The 19201-nt window shown below is 69.7% G+C and carries 18 protein-coding genes; 3 read left to right on the plus strand and 15 right to left on the minus strand.

The window, feature by feature from the left end; translation table 11 throughout:
* Positions 1 to 51: 51 nt before the first annotated feature.
* The 13 genes from J3486_RS45265 to J3486_RS29320 form a co-directional block, all read right to left on the minus strand.
* Positions 52 to 534: a DUF2087 domain-containing protein gene (locus J3486_RS45265; RefSeq protein ID WP_374194781.1), complete on the minus strand. Its 483-nt coding sequence runs from the start codon at positions 532 to 534 to the stop codon at positions 52 to 54.
* A gap of 70 nt (positions 535 to 604) precedes the next feature.
* A complete protein-coding gene (gene pgi, locus J3486_RS29265; RefSeq protein WP_207825617.1) occupies positions 605 to 2260 on the minus strand; it encodes a glucose-6-phosphate isomerase in 1656 nt (551 codons plus the stop codon).
* A 275-nt stretch (positions 2261 to 2535) separates the two neighbouring features.
* The gene (locus J3486_RS29270) at positions 2536 to 2871 is read right to left on the minus strand and encodes an RNA polymerase-binding protein RbpA (RefSeq protein ID WP_003976875.1); all 336 of its coding nucleotides are present in this window, start codon (positions 2869 to 2871) and stop codon (positions 2536 to 2538) included.
* 229 nt (positions 2872 to 3100) lie between these two features.
* A complete protein-coding gene (secG, locus tag J3486_RS29275; RefSeq protein WP_018533286.1) occupies positions 3101 to 3331 on the minus strand; it encodes a preprotein translocase subunit SecG in 231 nt (76 codons plus the stop codon).
* 116 nt (positions 3332 to 3447) lie between these two features.
* Positions 3448 to 4224 carry a triose-phosphate isomerase gene (gene tpiA / locus J3486_RS29280; protein WP_207825621.1) on the minus strand — a complete coding sequence of 259 codons (777 nt, stop codon included), beginning with the start codon at positions 4222 to 4224 and terminating at the stop codon, positions 3448 to 3450.
* A gap of 5 nt (positions 4225 to 4229) precedes the next feature.
* Complete coding sequence (pgk, locus tag J3486_RS29285; RefSeq protein WP_207825624.1) at positions 4230 to 5441, minus strand: phosphoglycerate kinase; 1212 nt, start codon at positions 5439 to 5441, stop codon at positions 4230 to 4232.
* Positions 5442 to 5588: 147 nt separating this feature from the next.
* A complete protein-coding gene (gene gap, locus J3486_RS29290; protein WP_018533283.1) occupies positions 5589 to 6599 on the minus strand; it encodes a type I glyceraldehyde-3-phosphate dehydrogenase in 1011 nt (336 codons plus the stop codon).
* 796 nt (positions 6600 to 7395) lie between these two features.
* Complete coding sequence (gene whiA, locus J3486_RS29295) at positions 7396 to 8397, minus strand: DNA-binding protein WhiA (protein ID WP_207825626.1); 1002 nt, start codon at positions 8395 to 8397, stop codon at positions 7396 to 7398.
* Complete coding sequence (yvcK, locus tag J3486_RS29300; RefSeq protein ID WP_207825628.1) at positions 8388 to 9422, minus strand: uridine diphosphate-N-acetylglucosamine-binding protein YvcK; 1035 nt, start codon at positions 9420 to 9422, stop codon at positions 8388 to 8390. Before yvcK ends, whiA begins: the two co-directional genes overlap by 10 nt.
* Positions 9419 to 10450, minus strand: a complete 1032-nt coding sequence (gene rapZ, locus J3486_RS29305; RefSeq protein WP_207825631.1) for an RNase adapter RapZ — start codon at positions 10448 to 10450, stop codon at positions 9419 to 9421. The genes yvcK and rapZ overlap by 4 nt, the downstream gene beginning before the upstream one ends.
* Complete coding sequence (gene uvrC / locus J3486_RS29310) at positions 10447 to 12603, minus strand: excinuclease ABC subunit UvrC (RefSeq protein WP_374194782.1); 2157 nt, start codon at positions 12601 to 12603, stop codon at positions 10447 to 10449. The genes rapZ and uvrC overlap by 4 nt, the downstream gene beginning before the upstream one ends.
* A 72-nt stretch (positions 12604 to 12675) precedes the next feature.
* Positions 12676 to 13563 carry a hypothetical protein gene (locus tag J3486_RS29315; RefSeq protein ID WP_207825822.1) on the minus strand — a complete coding sequence of 296 codons (888 nt, stop codon included), beginning with the start codon at positions 13561 to 13563 and terminating at the stop codon, positions 12676 to 12678.
* A gap of 113 nt (positions 13564 to 13676) precedes the next feature.
* Positions 13677 to 14396: a papain-like cysteine protease family protein gene (locus J3486_RS29320; RefSeq protein ID WP_374194783.1), complete on the minus strand. Its 720-nt coding sequence runs from the start codon at positions 14394 to 14396 to the stop codon at positions 13677 to 13679.
* Positions 14397 to 14646: 250 nt separating this feature from the next.
* On the opposite strand from J3486_RS29320, the gene J3486_RS29325 reads away from it, so the two are divergent.
* Positions 14647 to 15597: a hypothetical protein gene (locus tag J3486_RS29325; protein WP_207825636.1), complete on the plus strand. Its 951-nt coding sequence runs from the start codon at positions 14647 to 14649 to the stop codon at positions 15595 to 15597.
* A gap of 50 nt (positions 15598 to 15647) precedes the next feature.
* On the opposite strand, the gene J3486_RS29330 is transcribed toward J3486_RS29325, so the two are convergent.
* Positions 15648 to 16079 (minus strand): Rieske (2Fe-2S) protein, encoded by a 432-nt coding sequence (locus J3486_RS29330; RefSeq protein ID WP_207825644.1) that lies wholly within the window; start codon positions 16077 to 16079, stop codon positions 15648 to 15650.
* Between the two features lie 560 nt (positions 16080 to 16639).
* On the opposite strand from J3486_RS29330, the gene J3486_RS29335 reads away from it, so the two are divergent.
* Positions 16640 to 17581, plus strand: coding sequence for a carbohydrate kinase (locus J3486_RS29335; protein WP_207825649.1), 942 nt, complete (start codon positions 16640 to 16642; stop codon positions 17579 to 17581).
* Positions 17582 to 17620: 39 nt separating this feature from the next.
* On the opposite strand, the gene J3486_RS29340 is transcribed toward J3486_RS29335, so the two are convergent.
* Positions 17621 to 18478, minus strand: a complete 858-nt coding sequence (locus J3486_RS29340; protein ID WP_207825651.1) for a helix-turn-helix domain-containing protein — start codon at positions 18476 to 18478, stop codon at positions 17621 to 17623.
* A gap of 100 nt (positions 18479 to 18578) precedes the next feature.
* Between J3486_RS29340 and J3486_RS29345 the strand changes: the two genes are divergently transcribed.
* Complete coding sequence (locus J3486_RS29345; RefSeq protein WP_207825653.1) at positions 18579 to 19181, plus strand: YceI family protein; 603 nt, start codon at positions 18579 to 18581, stop codon at positions 19179 to 19181.
* Positions 19182 to 19201 lie beyond the last annotated feature (20 nt).

A 19201-nucleotide genomic window follows, 5' to 3' on the forward strand; every position in this document is an offset into this window, starting at 1 on the left:
TATGCGCCGGAACCGCCCCGGGAAACCCCGCCGACCGTCCCCCCGGGCGGGCTACCGGGCCGCCACCTGGTACTCGGTGCCGTCCTTCTCCCGCAGGAGCAGGCCGTCGATGACGCAGTAGCGGCGCAGGGCCGCGGTGTCGTCGTGGACGGTGCGCAGCGCTTCGTTGACCTCGCGCTCGCTGTACGTGCGGTCCGTGTCGAAGAGGGTGTCCGTGAGATGGACGAGAAGGTCGTGGCGGACCGCGGGCCGCACGGGGATGGCCGTCAGGCGGCCGCGGGCGAAGAACCCGGTGAGGTGGCGCGGCACCCCCGCGGCGGCGGGCTCGGGAGTGCGCGCCCGGTGGAACACCTCGGCCCCGGCGCGCAGCGATCCGTCCCCCTGGCGCTCGACGAGCCCTGCCGAGATCAGCCGGCCCAGATGCTTGCGGGCGGCGGGTGAGTCGGCCTCGCGCGGTGGCAGGTCGTCGAGGACGATGCGCGCGTACAGCCTGAGTCGTTCGGGGTCGGCGAGCGCCGACAGGAGCTGGTCCACGAGGGGCCTCCCGGCAGGGTGACATACGGAACCCGCAGTCTCGCCCGCCGAAAGGCCCTCGTGCATCCGATTAACGGCCGCGGAGCTCCCGGTACTTGGCCACGAGCGCCTTGGTCGACTCGTCGAGGCCCGGCACGTCGGCACCCTCCGTCAGGGCGGGCTCGACACGCTTGGCGAGAACCTTGCCGAGCTCGACGCCCCACTGGTCGAAGGAGTCGATGTTCCAGACGGCGCCCTGCACGAACACCTTGTGTTCGTAGAGGGCGACGAGCTGCCCGAGCACGGAAGGAGTGAGTTCCTTCGCGAGGATCGTCGTGGTCGGGTGGTTGCCCTTGAAGGTCTTGTGCGGCACCAGGTCCTCCGCCACGCCCTCGGCGCGCACCTCGTCGGGCGTCTTGCCGAAGGCCAGCGCCTGGGTCTGCGCGAAGAAGTTGGCCATCAGGAGATCGTGCTGGGGGACGAGCCCCGGCAGCAGATCGGCGACCGGCTCGGCGAAGGCGATGAAGTCCGCGGGGATCAACTTCGTGCCCTGGTGGATGAGTTGGTAGTAGGCGTGCTGCCCGTTCGTCCCCGGGGTGCCCCACACCACGGGGCCGGTCTGCCAGCCGACCTCCTCGCCGTTGCGCTGCACGTACTTGCCGTTCGACTCCATGTCGAGCTGCTGCAGGTAGGCGGTGAACTTCGACAAGTAGTGGCTGTACGGGAGCACGGCGTGCGACTGGGCGTCGTGGAAATTGCCGTACCAGATGCCCAGCAGGCCCATCAGGAGCGGCACGTTCGACTCGGCGGGCGCAGTGCGGAAGTGCTCGTCGACGAGGTGGAACCCGGCGAGCATCTCGCGGAACGCGTCGGGGCCGATGGCGATCATCAGGGAGAGCCCGATCGCGGAGTCGTACGAGTAACGTCCGCCGACCCAGTCCCAGAACTCGAACATGTTGGCCGTGTCGATACCGAACTCGGAGACCTTCTCGGCGTTGGTCGACAGCGCCACGAAGTGCTTCGCGACGGCGTCCTGGCCGGCCTTCAGCTCGGTGAGCAGCCAGTTGCGCGCGGACGTCGCGTTGGTGATCGTCTCGATGGTCGTGAACGTCTTCGAGGCGATGATGAACAGCGTCTCCGCCGCGTCCAGGTCGCGTACGGCCTCGTGGAGATCGGCGCCGTCGACGTTCGACACGAAGCGGACGGTGAGGTCCCGGTCGGTGAAGGAGCGCAGCACCTCGTAGGCCATGGCGGGGCCGAGGTCGGAGCCGCCGATACCGATGTTGACGATGTTCTTGATGCGCTTGCCGGTGTGGCCGGTCCACTCGCCGCCGCGCACCCTGTCCGCGAACGCGCTCATCTTGTCGAGCACCGCGTGCACGCCCGGCACGACGTTCTCGCCGTCGACCTCCACCACGGCGTCGCGCGGGGCGCGCAGCGCGGTGTGCAGCACGGCGCGGTCCTCGGTCGTGTTGATCTTGTCGCCGCGGAACATGGCGTCGCGCAGCCCGAAGACGTCGGTCGCGGAGGCCAGCTCGCGCAGCAGCCGCAGCGTCTCGTCCGTGACCAGGTGCTTGGAGTAGTCGATGTGCAGATCGCCGACCTGGAGGGTCCAGCCGGAGCCGCGCCCCGGATCAGTGGCGAACAGGTCGCGCAGCTGTACGTCCCCCAGCTGCTCCCGGTGCTTGGCCAGCGCCTGCCACTCGGGCGTCTGGGTAAGTGCCACCTGCTTGTCGGACGCGTTCATCTCGAACTTCAGCCTTCTCTCGTACCGGGGTACGTGCCGGGTCCCACTGCTCCCACCCAACCTAGTAGATCAGGAGGAATCGAGCCTTTTGGATCGCTGCCGCGAGCCGGTGAAAGGCAGGTGAACAGGGGAATTCCGGGACAGAGGGCTGGGACGCGGTTCCGCTCCGCGACGGTCCGCGACGGCCCACTACGGACCAGCCGGACCGGATTCGGACAGCCGAACGGGCCGGACACCGTCCAAGTGCTCGGCCCGCTCCGTCAGTTGAACTGACGTCAGATCTCGCCCCGCAACTTCGCGAGCGCTTCGGCGAGGATGGCCTCACCGTCCGCGTCACTGCGCCGCTCCCGTACGTACGCGAGGTGCGTCTTGTACGGCTCGGTGCGCGGCGGGTCCGGCGGATTGTCCCGGTCCTGCCCGGCCGGGAATCCGCAGCGCGGACAGTCCCAGGTCTCCGGCACCTGCGCGTCGGAGGCGAAGCTCGGCTGCGTCTCGTGCCCGTTCGAGCACCAGAAGGAGATGCGCAGGCGGGGCGCGGACTCGCCACGCTCGGCCTCGCCCATCGGCCCCGCCCCGACCCGACTTCCTCGGATCGCGTTGCCACTTGCCACGGTCGTAACTCCCTGCGTGATGGTGCCGCGAAGCGTGTCGGCGTCTCGCTTCGCCGCGGAGCGCCTCAGTCTACGTAAGGCCCAACGCGCGTCCAGTGATTGGAGTTACATCCCTCCACCAAGACGCAAGCCCCATGATAGGCCGCGCAGTTGAGCGCGTACCTTACATGGGGCCTTACGTGAAAATACGTGACCTATGTGCAGTTGTAACGGGCCAGCCTCAGGAAGGTCAGTTGTTGATCTTCATGAGAATGCCGAGCACGACAATGCAGGCGAACCACAGCAGACCGATCACGATGGTGATCCGGTCCAGGTTCCGCTCGGCGACCGAGGAGCCACCGACGGAGGACTGCATGCCGCCACCGAACATGTCGGAGAGGCCGCCACCCTTTCCCTTGTGCATGAGCACCAGGAGCATCAGCAGCAGGCTGAAGACGATCAGGGCGATCGAGAACCCCATAACCACGGCTGGACCAACTTCCTCGGACTTATTTGGACGACGGGGGCCGAGCAGCGACCTGCTCAGCCCCCGCAAGAGTACGACGTATCGCCGCTAGCGCCTACTCGCTGCTCGGCTTACTGCTCGTTGAATCGAACGATCTTGACGAACTCGTCCGTGTCCAGCGAGGCACCGCCGACCAGGGCGCCGTCGATGTCGGCCTGGCTCATGATCTCCTTGACGTTGCCGGACTTCACGGAGCCGCCGTACTGGATGCGGATCTTGTCGGCGACGTCCTGCGAGTACAGCTCGGCGAGCTTGCCGCGGATGGCCTTGCAGACCTCCTGCGCGTCGTCGGAGCCGCACACCTTGCCGGTGCCGATGGCCCACACGGGCTCGTAGGCGATGACGATGGTCTCGGCCTGCTCGGCCGGGAGGTCCTTGAGGCCGCCCTCGACCTGCTCCAGGGTGTGGGAGACGTGGTTGCCCGCCTCGCGGACGTCCAGCTCCTCGCCGACGCACATGATCGGGGTCAGGCCGTGCTTGTAGGCGGCCTTCACCTTGGCGTTGACGACCTCGTCGGTCTCGTTGTGGTACTGCCGGCGCTCGGAGTGACCGATCGCGACGTACGTGCACTTGAGCTTGGCCAGCATCGGGCCCGAGATCTCGCCGGTGTAGGCACCGGAGTCCTGCGCCGAGATGTCCTGGGCGCCGTACTTGATCTTGAGCTTGTCGCCGTCGACCAGCGTCTGCACGGAGCGCAGGTCGGTGAAGGGGGCGAGAACGGCGACCTCGACGGACTCGTAGTCCTTGTCCGCCAGGGCGAAGGCAAGCTTCTGGACGTGCGCGATGGCCTCGAGGTGGTTGAGGTTCATCTTCCAGTTGCCCGCCATGATCGGCGTGCGGGTGCTCATTAAGGTCAGTCCTCCAGTGCGGCGAGACCGGGCAGCGTCTTGCCCTCGAGGTACTCGAGGGAGGCGCCGCCGCCGGTCGAGATGTGGCCGAATGCCTTCTCGTCGAAGCCCAGGGTACGGACGGCGGCGGCGGAGTCGCCGCCGCCCACCACGGTGAAGCCCGGCGCGTCGATGAGGGCCTGGGCGACCGCCTTGGTGCCCTCGGCGTAGTCGGGGTGCTCGAAGACGCCCATCGGACCGTTCCAGAAGACGGTCTGCGCGTCGGCGAGCTTCGAGGCGTACAGCTTGCGGGTCTCGGGACCGATGTCCAGCCCCTCCTGGTCGGCCGGGATCGCGTCCGCGGCGACGGTGGAGGGGTTGGCCGGGGTCTTGCCCTTGAGGTCGGGGAACTCGGACGAGACCAGGACGTCCACGGGGAGCACGATCTCCACGCCGTTCTTCTCGGCGCGCTCCATGTACTCGGTGACGGCCGGGAGCTGGTCCTCCTGAAGGAGGGAGATACCGACCTCGTAGCCCTTGGCCTTGAGGAACGTGTACGCCATGCCGCCGCCGATGAGGAGACGGTCGGCCTTGCCGAGCAGCTGGTCGATGACGGCCAGCTTGTCGGAGACCTTGGCGCCGCCGAGCGCGACCACGTAGGGGCGCTGGACCTCGTCGGTGAGCTTCTTCAGGACGCCGACCTCGGTGGCGATGAGGAAACCGGCGTAGTGCGGCAGGCGCTTCGGCAGGTCGTACACGGAGGCGTGCTTGCGGTGCACCGCGCCGAAGCCGTCACCCACGTAGACGTCCGCGAGGGCCGCGAGCCGGTCGGCGAACTCGCCGCGCTCGGTGTCGTCCTTGCTCGTCTCGCCGGCGTTGAAGCGCAGGTTCTCGATGACGGCGACCTGACCCGGCTCCAGGCCGTTCACGGCGTCGTGCGCGGCGGGGCCGACGGTGTCCTGCGCGAAGGCGACCGGCTTGCCGAGGAGTTCGGCGAGGCGCTCGGCGGCGGGCAGCAGGGAGAACTGAAGGTCCGGGGCACCCTTGGGGCGGCCCAGGTGGGAGGCGACGATCACCTTGGCGCCCGCGTCGGCGAGGGCCTTGACGGTCGGCAGGACGGCGCGAATGCGGCCGTCGTCGGTGATCAGGCCGTCGGCCAGCGGCACGTTGAGGTCGGCGCGGACGAACACCCGCTTGCCGTCGACCCCTTCGGCGAGAAGTTCCTCAATGGTCTTCATGAGTCGGCTCCTTGAGAGGACTGGTCGTACGAGGCTGGAGGGCTGAGAAGGCTGACGTGCGAAGGGCCCGGACTGTCGCGCGGCGTCGCGCGGGTCCGGACCCTTCGCTCACATCTGAGTGCCTTGCTGCTCTAGAACCTTAGAGGCTCAGAGCTGGCCGCCGACGAAGACCGTGAGGTCGACGAGACGGTTGGAGTAGCCCCACTCGTTGTCGTACCAGCCGAGGATCTTCACCGTCTTGCCCTCCTGGACCATGGTCAGGGAGGAGTCGAAGGTGCAGGAGGCCGGGTCGCTGACGATGTCCGAGGACACGATCGGGTCCTCGGTGTAGAACAGGATGCCCTTGAGGTCGCCGTCGTCGGCGGCCTTCTTGAACGCGGCGTTGACCTCGTCCTTGGTGACCTCGCGCTGCAGCTCCACGACCAGGTCGGTGGCCGAGCCGGTGGGAACCGGGACGCGCATGGCGATGCCGTCCAGCTTGCCCTTCAGCTGCGGGAGCACCAGGGCGGTGGCCTTGGCGGCACCGGTGGTGGTCGGGATGATGTTCTCGGCGGCGGCGCGGGCGCGACGCAGGTCCGAGTGCGGGAAGTCCAGGATGCGCTGGTCGTTGGTGTACGCGTGGACCGTCGTCATCAGGCCCTTGACGATGCCGAAGTTCTCGTCGAGAACCTTGGCCATCGGCGCCACACAGTTGGTGGTGCAGGACGCGTTCGAGATGACGTGGTGGTTGGCCGCGTCGTACTTGTCCTGGTTGACGCCCATCACGATGGTGATGTCCTCGTCCTTGGCCGGAGCCGAGATGAGGACCTTCTTCGCGCCACCGGCGATGTGCTTCTCGGCGTCGGCCTTCTTGGTGAAGATGCCGGTCGACTCGATGACGATGTCGACGCCCAGCTGACCCCACGGGATGTCGGCCGGGTTGCGCTCCGACAGCACCTTGATGGTGTGACCGTCGACCGTGATGGTGTCCTCGGTGTGCGACACCTCGGCCTTGAGGCGGCCCAGGATGGTGTCGTACTTCAGGAGGTGTGCGGTGGTCGCGGTGTCACCCAGGTCGTTGACAGCCACGATCTCGATGTCCGCACCCTGCTCCAGCAGCGCGCGGAAGTAGTTACGACCGATGCGGCCAAAGCCGTTGATGCCTACGCGGATCGTCACGAACCGATCTCCTCGTTGGTACGCCGGGTTTCGACGCCGGCGAGATGTATTGGGATGTCCCCGACCGCCTCCGACCCTACCTCCCATAAGAGCTTTGGGTGACATCGAGAGGCCGCGTGGAGGGAAGAGCAGCCCTTACTGGCCAGTAACGTTTGAGGTACCGGTTATTTCGCCGGTATTTCAAGACCGATCGACGGTCGATCACTCGCTAATTGAGCGCAGGGGCTTTCTGATGAGCGCATTTCGATCGGCCCTGCTCGCGCCGCCGCCTCAGGCCCCGCGCGGTCTGGGCGGTCCGGGCGGTCCGGGCCAGGGCCTCCCGAGGGGGTGACCGAACGGCACGCCGGCTGGTGCGCCTGGTTCCGATATCCAAATTTCCGCGCAGCTCACTTGTCGCCACCCCCGCACAATTGGGTGTGCTGGTGACCGTGGGGCCATTGATGCGGAAGTTCAACCGCTTGTCATGTGCGGACTTACCGGCGATCGCGGAAACATGCTGGTCGTCCACGCGCGCGTACAGGAACAGGCGCGGGAACGGACGCAGGAACGGGAACGGGCACAGGAACGCGTACAGGAAGGTGAACTTCTTCGGGGACCTTTTCGAGCGCTTCGGGTCCCACTCCCGCGCAGGGGTGACAACCGGTATGGCGGTCGGCACGGCAGCCGGCGTGGCAGTCGGTACAGCAGTCCGTGCAACAGTCCGTGCGGCAGTCCGTGCGGCAGCCGGTACGACAAAGGCCGGTGGCGGCGCCCGCAACAGGGCGCCGCCACCGGCCACTTGGGAGTACGTCGCAGGTCAGCCCGCGAGGTTGTCCGCCATCTCGTCGGCGAGCTCCTCCGTCAGGTTCGACTCCGTGCCCGGGATACCGAGGTCCTGGGCCCGCTTGTCGGCCATCGCGAGCAGGCGGCGGATGCGGCCCGCCACGGCGTCCTTCGTCAGCGGCGGGTCGGCGAGCGCGCCCAGCTCCTCCAGGGAGGCCTGCTTGTGCTCCATGCGCAGCCGGCCGGCGGCCGCGAGGTGCTCGGGCACCTCGTCGGCGAGGATCTCCAGGGCGCGCTGGACGCGGGCACCGGCGGCGACCGCGGCGCGGGCCGAACGGCGCAGGTTCGCGTCGTCGAAGTTCGCCAGGCGGTTCGCGGTGGCGCGGACCTCGCGGCGCATCCGCCGCTCCTCCCAGGCGAGCACTGACTCGTGCGCACCCATTCGGGTGAGCAGGGCACCGATCGCGTCACCGTCGCGGACCACCACACGGTCCACGCCCCGCACCTCGCGGGCCTTGGCGGCGATCGAGAGGCGGCGGGCGGCGCCGACCAGGGCGAGCGCGGCCTCCGGGCCGGGGCAGGTCACCTCCAGGGAGCTGGAGCGCCCCGGCTCGGTGAGCGAACCGTGGGCCAGGAAAGCGCCCCGCCAGGCGGCCTCCGCGTCGCAGGTGGCCCCCGAGACCACCTGCGGGGGCAGACCGCGGATCGGGCGGCCGCGGCCGTCCACGAGACCCGTCTGGCGCGCCAGCTGGTCGCCGCCCGCGACGACACGCACCACAAAACGCGAGCCGCGGCGCAGCCCGCCGGGCGCCATCACGATCAGCTCCGAGCTGTGCCCGAAGATTTCGAGAATGTCCCGCTTGAGCCGCCGGGCGGCCATCGCGGTGTCCAGCTCCGCCTCGATCACGATGCGGCCGCTCACCAGGTGAAGGCCGCCCGCGAACCGCAGGATCGCCGAGACCTCGGCCTTCCTGCAGCAGGTCCGGGTGACGGGGAGCCGGGAGATCTCGTCCTTCACCGCTGCCGTCATCGCCATGGGCCGATCCTTCCATGCATCCGAAAAATACGGTCGTACGCGGCGGCCAACAGCTCCGGATCATGCCTTGGAGTCCCGTCGGGCCTGGCCACCGGCGCCAGCTCGACCGCGGCACCGAAGCGCTCCTTGGCGGCGTCGATGAGTTCTTCGCGGTCGGGCACGGCGGCCTCGTCGGCCAGCACCACGTCCAGGGCGAGTTTAGGGGCGTGTCGTCCCAAAACCTCCAAATGACGCTGCGGGGAGAAGCCATCGGTTTCTCCCGGTTGCGGAGCCAGGTTGAGCGAGAGGACCTTGCGGGCCTTCGTCTCGATGAGCGCGTCGAGCAACTCCGGCACCAGGAGGTGCGGGATCACGGAGGAGAACCAGGAGCCCGGACCGAGCACCACCCAGTCCGCGTCGAGCACCGCGGCGACCGCCTCGGGGACGGCCGGCGGGTCGTGCGGCACCACGTGCACGGACTGCACCTCGCCCGGGGTGAGGGCGACGTTGGCCTGGCCGCGGACCGTGCCCATGGCGTCCGGGCGGGCCGGATCGTGGCCCCTGACCTCGGCCAGCAGTTCGAGCGGCACCGCGGACATGGGCAGCACGCGCCCGTGCGCGCCGAGCAGCTTGCCGACCAGGTCGAGGGCCTGCACGTGGTCGCCGAGCTGCTCCCACAGAGCGACGATCAGCAGATTGCCGACCGCGTGACCGTTCATCTCGCCCGGCGATTGGAAGCGGTGCTGGATGACGCGGGCCCAGGTCTGGCCCCAGTCGTCGTCGCCGCACAGGGCCGCGAGGGCCTTGCGCAGGTCGCCGGGCGGCAGCACGCCCAGCTCGTCACGGAGGCGGCCGCTGGAGCCGCCGTCGTCGGCGACCGTGACCACGGCCGTCAGATCACCCGTGATGCGGCGCAGCGCCGCGAGCGAGGCCGACAGGCCCATGCCGCCGCCGAGGGCGACGACCTTGGGCGTGCCCTTGCCGGGCTTCGCCGGTGAGCTCCTGCGGCGGATCCTGCTGGTGAGCCGCAGCGTACGTCCCGTCATTCCCGTCCCATGTCCCGGTGGACGACCACGGTCTCCACGCCCTGCGAGGCGAGGCGGGCGGCGAGCTTCTCCGAGGTGGCGACGGAGCGGTGCTTGCCACCGGTGCAGCCGACGGCGATGGTCACGTACCGCTTGCCCTCGCGGCGGTAGCCGGCCGCGATGAGCTGGAGCAGTTCGGTGTAGCGGTCGAGGAACTCCTTGGCGCCGGGCTGCGAGAAGACGTAGTTCGACACCTCCTCGTTCAGGCCCGTGAAGGGGCGCAGCTCGGGAACCCAGTGCGGGTTCGGCAGGAAGCGCATGTCCACGACGAGGTCGGCGTCGACGGGCAGGCCGTACTTGAAGCCGAACGACATGACGGTGGCCCGCAGCTCGGGCTCCTCCTCGCCGGCGAACTGGGCGTCCATCTTGGCGCGCAGCTCGTGCACGTTGAGGCTGGAGGTGTCGATGACGAGGTCCGCGTCGCCGCGCAGCTCCCGCAGGAGCTCGCGCTCGGCGTCGATGCCGTCGACGATGCGGCCGTCGCCCTGCAGGGGGTGCGGGCGGCGCACCGACTCGAAGCGGCGCACCAGGGCCTCGTCGGAGGACTCCAGGAAGACGATGCGTCGCGTGACGTGCTTGTTCTCCAGGTCGGCGAGGGATTCGCGGAGGTTGTCGAAGAAGCGGCGGCCACGGACGTCGACGACGACCGCGATCCGCGCCACGTTGCCCTGCGAGCGGGCGCCGAGCTCCACCATGGTGGGGATCAGCGCGGGCGGCAGGTTGTCGACGACGAACCAGCCGAGGTCCTCCAGGCACTTGGCCGCCGTGGAGCGGCCGGCGCCGGACATGCCGGAGATGATCACCAGCTCGGGGATGGCGGAGTCGGGGACACCTGCGGTGTCGACGGGGGTGCCTGGGCCGGTACTCACTGGTGCTCCATGGTCGGATTGCTGCCCGGACGACTGCTCCGGTGGTGCGGGGCTGTTCGCCGTACCGCTGGTGTCGCCGGTGTCGCTGGTGTCGCTGCTCTCGTGGTCCTGCTCGGTCATGGCTCCTGCCCCCGTCGTTCCTCCGAGGTGCCCACGGGCTCCCCGGTGGGCCGCGCGTCCGTCGCTTGGCCCGTGCTGTTCTCTTCGTCGGTCTGCTCTACGTGCGTCTGATGTACGTGCGTCTGATGTACGTAGGTCTGCTCTTCGTGCGCGTGCTCTTCGCTGGTGTGCTCTTCGTCTTCCATGATCTCTCCGGTGGCCGTGTTCACGGCGGGCGCCGCCGGTGCCGCCTGCGCGAAGGCCACCAGGATGGTCTCGGCGGTCTTGCGGCCTATGCCGGGAACCTCACAGATCTGGTCGATTGTGGCGGACCGTAGCCGCTTCACCGAGCCGAAGTGCTTGATGAGCGCCTGCTTGCGCGCGTCGCCCAGGCCCGGTACGTCGTCCAGAGGACCTGCCTTGAAGCGCTTGGCCCGCTTGGTGCGCTGGTAGGTGATCGCGAAACGGTGGGCCTCGTCGCGGACCCGCTGCAGCAGGTAGAGCCCTTCGCTGGTGCGCGGCAGCACCACCGGGTCGTCCTCATCGGGCACCCACACCTCTTCGAGGCGCTTGGCGAGGCCGCACACCGCGACGTCGTCGATGCCCAGCTCGTCCAGGGCCCGCTTGGCGGCCGCGACCTGCGGCTGGCCTCCGTCGACCACGACGAGCTGCGGCGGGTAGGCGAACTTCTTGGGGCGGCCGTCGTCCTCGGTGAGCCGGGACTCCTGCTCGGTCTCGTCGTCCATCTCGGCGTCGGACCAGTCGGCAGACTTCTCCTGGGCGGCGAGGTAGCGCTTGAAACGACGCGTGATCACTTCGTGCATGGAGCGGACGTCGTCCTGGCCCTCGAAGCCCTTGATCTGGAAGCGGCGGTATTCGCTCTTGCGGGCGAGGCCGTCCTCGAAGACCACCATGGAGGCCACGACGTCGTCGCCCTGGAGGTGCGAGATGTCGTAGCACTCGATGCGCAGCGGCGCGCTGCCCAGGTCGAGGGCCTCGGCGATCTCCTCCAGGGCGCGGGAGCGGGTGGTCAGGTCGGAGGCGCGCTTCGTCTTGTGCAGGGCGAGCGCCTGCTGCGCGTTGCGGTGCACCGTCTCCATGAGTGCCTTCTTGTCGCCGCGCTGCGGGATGCGCAACGAGACGTTCGAACCGCGGCGCTCGGTGAGCCATGCCTGGATGGGCTCCACCGGGTCGGGCAGCGCCGGGACGAGGACCTCCTTGGGGACGGCGTCCCCGCTCTCCTCGCCGTAGAGCTGCTGGAGCGCGTGCTCGACGAGGTCGCCGCTGGTGACGGCCTCGACCTTGTCGGTGACCCAGCCGCGCTGACCCCGCACGCGTCCGCCGCGTACGTGGAAGATCTGCACGGCCGCTTCCAGCTCGTCCTCCGCGAGGGCGATGAGGTCGGCGTCGGTGGCGTCGGCGAGGACGACCGCGCTCTTCTCCATGGCCTTCTTCAGGGCCTCGATGTCGTCGCGCAGGCGCGCGGCCCGCTCGTACTCCATCTCCTCGGCCGCGGCCTGCATGTCCTTCTCCAGGCGGCGGAGGTACGTCCCCGTCCGCCCGGCCATGAAGTCGCAGAATTCCTCGGCCAGTTCGCGGTGCTCGTCGGGCGTGACGCGCTCCACGCACGGGGCCGAGCACTTGCCGATGTAGCCGAGAAGGCAGGGGCGGCCGGTGCGCGTCGCGTTCTTGAACACGCCCGCGGAGCAGGTACGGACGGGGAAGACACGCAACAGCAGGTCCACGGTGTCGCGGATCGCCCACGCGTGCCCGTAGGGGCCGAAGTAGCGCACGCCCTTCTTCTTCTGGCCACGCATCACCTGGACGCGCGGGAACTCCTCGTTCATCGTCACCGCGAGGTACGGATAGCTCTTGTCGTCGCGGTACTTGACGTTGAACCGGGGGTCGTACTCCTTGATCCAGGAGTACTCCAGCTGTAGTGCCTCGACCTCCGTGGACACGACGGTCCACTCCACGGACGCGGCCGTGGTGACCATCGTGCGGGTGCGCGGGTGCAGGTTCGCCAGGTCCTGGAAATAGTTCGCCAGGCGCTGGCGCAGGCTTTTCGCCTTTCCGACGTAGATCACCCGGCGGTGCTCGTCGCGGAACCTGTACACCCCTGGGGAGTCGGGAATCTGTCCCGGCTTGGGGCGGTAGCTGGAGGGGTCGGCCATGTCAGACACCCTACTTCCGGGGTGTGACAGTTCGGGGCGCCCGGCGCCGGACGGGCCGGGCGCCCCGCCGCGTCAGCCTGTCCCGCGGGCCCTGCGGGAGCGGCGCAGGGCGCGGCCGCTCAGGAGGAGGGCCGCCAGCGCGCCGGTTCCGGCCAGGGCGGAGGCGGCCGTCAGCGGTCCCCGCGCCGGTTCCTGCACCGGTCCCTGTGTCTGTTGTTGTGTCGGTTGTTGTGTCGGTTGCTGTGTCTGTTGCTGTGTCTGTTGCTGTGGCGCCGGTTCCTGTTGCGGCGTGCCGTAACCGCCCGCCTCCCCCTTCTTCGCGTACGCGGAACCCGGCAGCTTGTCGCCGTAGGCCCGGTCGACGCGTGCCCGGTACGCCGTCACGGAGATCCCGGCCCGGCCGACGGCCCGCACCGCGTCCGCGTCGAGCGGCAGCACGCGCGCGTGGTCCGCGACGTACCAGGCGTCGATCTGCGGCTCCTGGAAGACCGTGCCACCAGGCAGCTTGTGCGCGCCGAGGGCCGCGTAACGGGTCTCGTCGTCCCCGGAGGCGATGTTGACCACCTTCCAGGCGCCCTGCCGCTCGACGGTCCACAAGGAAGCCTTCTGCCCGTCGGCGGCCACCGCCTCACTGGCGAGGAAGGCGAGTTCCGCGATGGGCGCGTCCTTCTTGCCGGCCACGAAATCACGCGACAAGTAGGAGACCGGTACGGCTCGTTCGCCTTCTATGCGGGGCGTCGCGGCCGCCTTCGTGAGGGCCCCGTCGCGGGCGAAGAAGCGGGCGAGGGTGTCCAGCGTGCGGGGCGACATCGCCGCGTCGTGCGCCGCCACGCGCGCGTGGTCGGGTACGACCGGAGCGGGAGCCGGGGTGGGATCGGCGGTCGCGTGCGGGGCCGCGAGGCCGAGCAGGAGCGTGGCGGCGGTCCCGGCCAGGACTGGGGCCATGCCGCGTCGTCCCATCGCCTTCAGCGTGATGTGTCGTCCCATCGCCTTCGCCGTGGTGCGCCGTCTCACCGACTTCGCCATGGTGCGCCGTCTCACCGACATCGCCGTGGTGCGTCGTCTCATCTCCTTCACGCCCCGATCCGGTACAGCGAGTGGGTCCAGGAGAACGAGCCGTTGCTGACGTACCAGTCGTGGGACGCCCAGTTGTAGCGGTCATTGGAGGGCCAGGGGTCGCCCCAGTAGACCCAGCCGTTCGCGTCGTCGTAGCCGTACAGGACGTGCATGTGGCCGCCGCCGCTCGACCACTGGATGCGCGTCTCGACGGGGCGGTCGGCGTTGATCTCCGTCTGGACGGTGGCGTAGCGCAGCCAGCCGGTCACGTACGAGCCGGGGCTGATGCCGGCCCATTGGAGTCCGTCCTGCACATTGCCCAAGGTGGCTTGATAGTTGGGGCATTCGGTGCCCTGAGCGCGACCGAAGGCGGCGTTGCAGAACTGGTTCTGGGAGTAGTTCCGCCCGAACCAGGTGGCGATGGTGTTGCCGCTCGCGGCCCAGCACCAGTTCGTCTTCTGCTGGGCCTGCATCGTGATGTTCAGGCGCTTCGTGGCGAGGGCGGCCGGTGTGGCCGTGGTGTCCCTGGTATCTCTGGTGGCCGTGGTGGCCGTGGCAGCTGTAGTGGCCGTTGTCGCTGAGGAGTCCGTATCGGCCGTGGTGGTCGCTGTCGCCGTGTTCGCGGGCAGGGCGACGGCTGCCGTCATCGTGACCGCCAGGACAGCCGCACGCAGACGTCTGTGGCGCGGGACGGCTGGTCGGGGACGTCGGGGACGTCTCGTACTCGGTGTGCGCATCGCGGTCCTCCCTGAACGGGGTGAGGGGTGGAGGAGCGCGTCCGGACGCGTTGACGAGGATCGGCTCTTGTCGCGGGCAGGTCAACACGCTTCAATGCCGGGTGACTTGGGGCGGTGAACGACGTCGTACGGATGTGAACAACTCTCGTACGACGACCAGCCGCCCCGCTCCGACCGGCGCGAACGCCCGGCTGCGGCGATGTGAATGTTCACAGCTCGCGGGCGGCGCGCGGAGAAGCAGGAGGCCCCTATGCGGCTCGGCGAACGGCACACAGAAACGGAACCGGCACCGGCCCTGGACGCGGCGCTGCGCACCGGCCCGTTCCATCTCGCTCTGCGGGCCGCGATCGCCGCCCGCAGGCTGCCGCTGCACCGGGTGCAGCACCATCTGTCGCGCCAGGGCATCAAGGTCGGCGTGACCAGCCTGAGTTACTGGCAGCAGGGCGCGCGCAGACCGCAGCGTGAGGAGTCGATGCGGGCCGTGCGTGCTCTGGAGGAGATCCTCGAACTGCCCGAGGAGTCCCTCATCCGGCTCCTCGGCCCGGGAGAGCGGCCGGTCGCGCCACCACGTCCCGCGGCCCGCTCCTACCGGTCGCTGGTCGAGGCCTCCGGGGTCCTGCACCGGCTGTTGACGGAACTGGAGTCACCGATCGACGGCGGTCTGCACACCGTCGGGCACCTCGAACGGGTCCGGATCGGGCCGCGCCGGGAACTGGTCGGCCGGGACTCCCAGCACATCGTGCGCGCCCACCGCGAGGGCGTGGACCGCTATGTGGCCATCCACCATGGAGACCCGGGCTGCTCCCCCGGTGACGTGGCGGTGGAAGCCATGGAGAACTGCCGCACCGGGCGGGTGTGCTGGGACGCCGGCACCGGAGTCCTGGTGGCGGAACTGCTCTTCGACACGCGGCTGCGAGCCGGCGACACCCACATGTTCCGGTACGGCTTCGAGGATGGCACAGCGGGCGCGTCGAGCGAGTACGTCCGCGGGTTCAGCTTCGCCGGCGGGCAGTACGCGCTCCAGGTGCGGTTCACCGACGACGCGCTGCCCGTGCGCTGCCACCGCTTCACCCAGCAGTCCACCGCGGCCCCGCGCGTGGGCCGCCGGGAACTGATGCTCAGCGGCCGGCACCGGTCGGTGCACGTGGTGGAGCAGCAGGTGCGGGCCGGGCTGCTGGGCATCGGCTGGGACTGGGAGTAGTAGCCCCCGGTAGCCCTCGGTCCAGCCAGCGTGCGGCGCTGAGAGTGCGGCTACTGCTTCGGGCCCGCGACGATCTTGCCGCCCTCGACCTTCACCGACAGCTCCTCGAGCGGCACCGTCGCCGGGGCCTGCAGCACCTTTCCGCTGATGGCGTCGAACTTGCTGCCGTGGCAGTTGCAGGTCAGCTCCGTGCCCTTGAGCATGCCGATCGGGCAGCCCGCGTGGGTGCAGATGGTGCTGAACGCCTTGTAGGCGCCGTCCTTCGTGCGGCTGACCACAACGTGCTCGTCCTTGTACAGCTTCGCGCCGCCCGCGGGGACCTCGTCGGCCTTGCCCAGGTCGACGGGCGCGGTGGGCGCCGCGGCCGCACCCGAGTCGGATCCGCCGGAGCACGCGGTGAGGCCGATACCGGCCGTTCCCGCCACGGCGACGCCGCGCAGTGCGGTGCGGCGGGAGATGCGGGAGGGGGTCGTGCCGGGCATCGGGGCTCCACGGGTGTCGCTGGGCGGAGGCACAGCCGGGCTACGGATCGCGGGCGCGGGCCGGTGGGTCGCAGCCCGCCGGACGTCGGTCCGACGGATCACGATCCGACCGGTCACGGTCCGGCCGATCATGCGGCTGACCAGGAGGGTGACAGATCCGACGATACCGGCGGGGAAAGGGACGCCGACGGCTGGGCCCCGGGCCGAACAGAGGACAGAAGCCAGGGGGGTGGGGCACGAAGCTCGGCTGCGGGCCGTGGGCCGTGGGCCGTGGGCCGTGGGCCGTGGGCCGTGGCGAAGGGATACCAGGACACTGCCGCTGCCCGATCCGGCCCTCGCCCTGCCCGCTTCGGCCGTGGCGCTGCCCGCTTCGGGGCACGGGTGCTGCCCGCTTCGGGGCACGGGGTGCTTCACGGATCGCGAGGTTCTAGTGTGCCTCCTCGCGGGGCGTACGACGTCGCTGCTCACGGCCCTGCGCCAAGGCTCCCGACCATCCTGACCGTCCCGCTCAGCTCCCCGACCATCCTGACCCGTCCCGCTCAGCTCCGAGAGGAACCACCGTGATCGTCGTCGCCGGAGAGGCCCTGATCGACCTCGTCCCGCTGGGCCCGCGCTCCGCCGACGGCCCGGGTCAGCACGGTTCGGCACTGCCCGCACTCGCCCCCCGGCTCGGCGGTGGCCCGTACAACACCGCGGTGGCGCTCGGCCGGCTCGGCTCCGCCGTCGCCTTCTGCTCGCGCCTCTCCCGGGACACTTTCGGCGAGGCCCTGCTGACGGGGCTGCGTACAGCCGGGGTCGAGGTGTCCCCGGTGCAACGGGGCGACGAGCCGACGACGCTGGCCGTCACCTCCATCGGCGACGACGGCTCGGCCCGCTACTCGTTCTACGCGGAAGGCACCGCCGATCGGCTCTTCTCGATGCCTCAGGCCCTTCCGGCGGGCACGCGCGCGGTGTCGTTCGGCACCTGCTCGCTGGTCCTGGAGCCGGGGGCCGGCGCCTACGAGGAACTGATGCGGGCGGCCGCCGCCCAGGGTGTCTTCACCGCGCTCGACCCGAACATCCGGGCCGGGCTGATCCCCGACGCGGACGCCTACCGGGCCCGCTTCAAGAGCTGGCTGCCCTCGACCTCGCTGCTCAAGCTCTCCGAGGAGGACGCCCAATGGCTCGGGGGGACACCGCAGGAGTGGCTGTCCGCCGGCCCGGCCGCCGTGGTGGTCACGCGGGGCGGGGACGGCCTGAGCGTCTTCACTCGGAGCGGCGAGACGTACGCCGCGCCGGCTGAGCGGGTCGACATCGTGGACACGATCGGTGCGGGTGACACGGTCAACGCGGCGCTGCTGCACGGCCTTTCGCAGTTGGCCGCCCTCTCCCCCGCCGCCGTCGCCGAGCTGGACGAGGAGACCTGGACCCGGCTGCTGCGGTTCGCGGCACGCGCCGCGGCGATCACGTGCTCGCGGGCGGGAGCCGAACCGCCGTACCGGTCCGAGGCCGGCGAGGTGTGACCGCCGGCCAACGCCGGGGCGCCCGGCGGAGCGCCCTGCTCAGCCGCTGACCGCGCGGAGCGCGCCCGGAGTGCGGCCGTTGAGCCGGTCCAGGGCCGCTGCCGTGACGTCGTCGGCCGGCAGGTGCACGAGGATCGACTGCCCGTCGCCGTCCGGCAGGGCCAACGTTTCCATCGCGAGGCGCAGTGGCCCCACGTCGGGGTGCGCCACCAGGTAATGCCCGGCGCGCCGGGGCGGGGCGGCGGCCGCGGCCATCCGGTCGGTGAAGGGCGCCCCGGCCGTGACGGTCAACTCGTCGACAAGGGAGGCAACCAGGGAATCCACGAGCGGTGCCCCCTGCCGGAGCCGCGCGATCTGGTCGTCGGCCACCCGGTCCCACTCGGGATAGACACGGCGCGCCCGCTCGTCGGTGAACAGGTATCGCACGAGGTTGGGCCGGTCCACGTCCAGGATGCCGAGCGCTTTGGCGAAGCGCGCATATCCGTCGGTGTGGGCCAGGACGTCTCCGACCCAGTTCACGACGATCGCCGGGGTGGGTTCCAGTCGGCGCAGGAGCGCGTGCACGGTGGGCCGGACGGTCTGTGACGGGGCCGCACCGGTGGAGCAGAGCACGGCGTCCGCCCCGCCGGCCTTGGCGAGACGGCGCAGCAACAGCCGCTCGTCCGTGGAGAGTCGCAGCACATCGGCGAGCGCGCCGATCACCGACGGCGACGGATTGCGGTCGCGACCCTGCTCCAGGCGGGTCAGATACTCCGCGCTGATGCCGGCGAGTGTGGCCAGCTCGGCGCGGCGCAGCCCCGGGGTGCGGCGTCGCGGCCCGGTCGGCAGGCCCACTTCGGCCGGGGTCACAGCCTCCCGGCGTGTGCGCAGGAACGTACCCAACTCGTTGTCAGCCACCCCACGAACGTACCAACGCGCCCGCGGCTCATCGTGGCCCTGTCACTACCAGCCTTGGCTCGGCCTTCCTCACGTGCAGCAGGAAGCACAGAGTGAAGGCATGCCTGACAACGACTTCGCGACCGTCAACTCCCTTTCGGCGACGGCGGCTTCCACCGCCGCACTACCCCTGTCCTCCGGCGCTTGGACGCTGGACCCGCTGCACTCTGCGGTGAACTTCACGATCCGGCACCTGGGGATCGCGAAGGTGCGCGGCCGCTTCACCGAGGTGGAGGCGGGCTTGTACGTCGGCAACACACTCGCGGACGTACAAGTGACGGCCACCGTCTCGCTCGCCTCGATCGACACGGGGAATGCCGATCGTGACGCACACACCCGCTCGGCGGATCTGCTGGACGTGGAGCGCCGTCCCACGATGGCCTTCCGCTCGACCGGGGTGAGTGGTGCGGACGAGGACTGGTCGATGGCGGGCGAGTTGACCATCGGTGACGTGACCCGTCCGGTGACGCTCGACGTGGAGTTCGGCGGGCTCGTCGATGTGCCGATGGACGGGAGCCGGCACGCCGGATTCGAGGCGACGGGGGAGATCCGGCGCAGCGATTTCGGGCTCGATTTCGGCACCGGTCTGCTGGGTGATGTTGTCAAGATTCAACTGGACATGCAGTTCGTGGAGCCTCGTGAACCGCAGGACCAGGCTGGTTGATCGTTGAACGCACGGCGCCC

Origin of the sequence: Streptomyces sp. VRA16 Mangrove soil (assembly GCF_017377775.1) — a bacterium.
Lineage (GTDB): Bacteria > Actinomycetota > Actinomycetes > Streptomycetales > Streptomycetaceae > Streptomyces.

Excerpts from the sequence above, each read along its gene's own strand:
- pgi (WP_207825617.1), bottom strand. The coding sequence starts at position 2,260 with ATGAACGCGTCCGACAAGCAGGTGGCACTTACCCAGACGCCCGAGTGG.
- secG (WP_018533286.1), bottom strand. The coding sequence starts at position 3,331 with ATGGGGTTCTCGATCGCCCTGATCGTCTTCAGCCTGCTGCTGATGCTC.
- tpiA (WP_207825621.1), bottom strand. The coding sequence starts at position 4,224 with ATGAGCACCCGCACGCCGATCATGGCGGGCAACTGGAAGATGAACCTC.
- pgk (WP_207825624.1), bottom strand. The coding sequence starts at position 5,441 with ATGAAGACCATTGAGGAACTTCTCGCCGAAGGGGTCGACGGCAAGCGG.
- whiA (WP_207825626.1), bottom strand. The coding sequence starts at position 8,397 with ATGGCGATGACGGCAGCGGTGAAGGACGAGATCTCCCGGCTCCCCGTC.
- yvcK (WP_207825628.1), bottom strand. The coding sequence starts at position 9,422 with ATGACGGGACGTACGCTGCGGCTCACCAGCAGGATCCGCCGCAGGAGC.
- rapZ (WP_207825631.1), bottom strand. The coding sequence starts at position 10,450 with ATGACCGAGCAGGACCACGAGAGCAGCGACACCAGCGACACCGGCGAC.
- uvrC (WP_374194782.1), bottom strand. The coding sequence starts at position 12,603 with ATGGCCGACCCCTCCAGCTACCGCCCCAAGCCGGGACAGATTCCCGAC.
- J3486_RS29315 (WP_207825822.1), bottom strand. The coding sequence starts at position 13,563 with ATGGGACGACGCGGCATGGCCCCAGTCCTGGCCGGGACCGCCGCCACG.
- J3486_RS29320 (WP_374194783.1), bottom strand. The coding sequence starts at position 14,396 with ATGCGCACACCGAGTACGAGACGTCCCCGACGTCCCCGACCAGCCGTC.
- J3486_RS29325 (WP_207825636.1), top strand. The coding sequence starts at position 14,647 with ATGCGGCTCGGCGAACGGCACACAGAAACGGAACCGGCACCGGCCCTG.
- J3486_RS29330 (WP_207825644.1), bottom strand. The coding sequence starts at position 16,079 with ATGCCCGGCACGACCCCCTCCCGCATCTCCCGCCGCACCGCACTGCGC.
- J3486_RS29345 (WP_207825653.1), top strand. The coding sequence starts at position 18,579 with ATGCCTGACAACGACTTCGCGACCGTCAACTCCCTTTCGGCGACGGCG.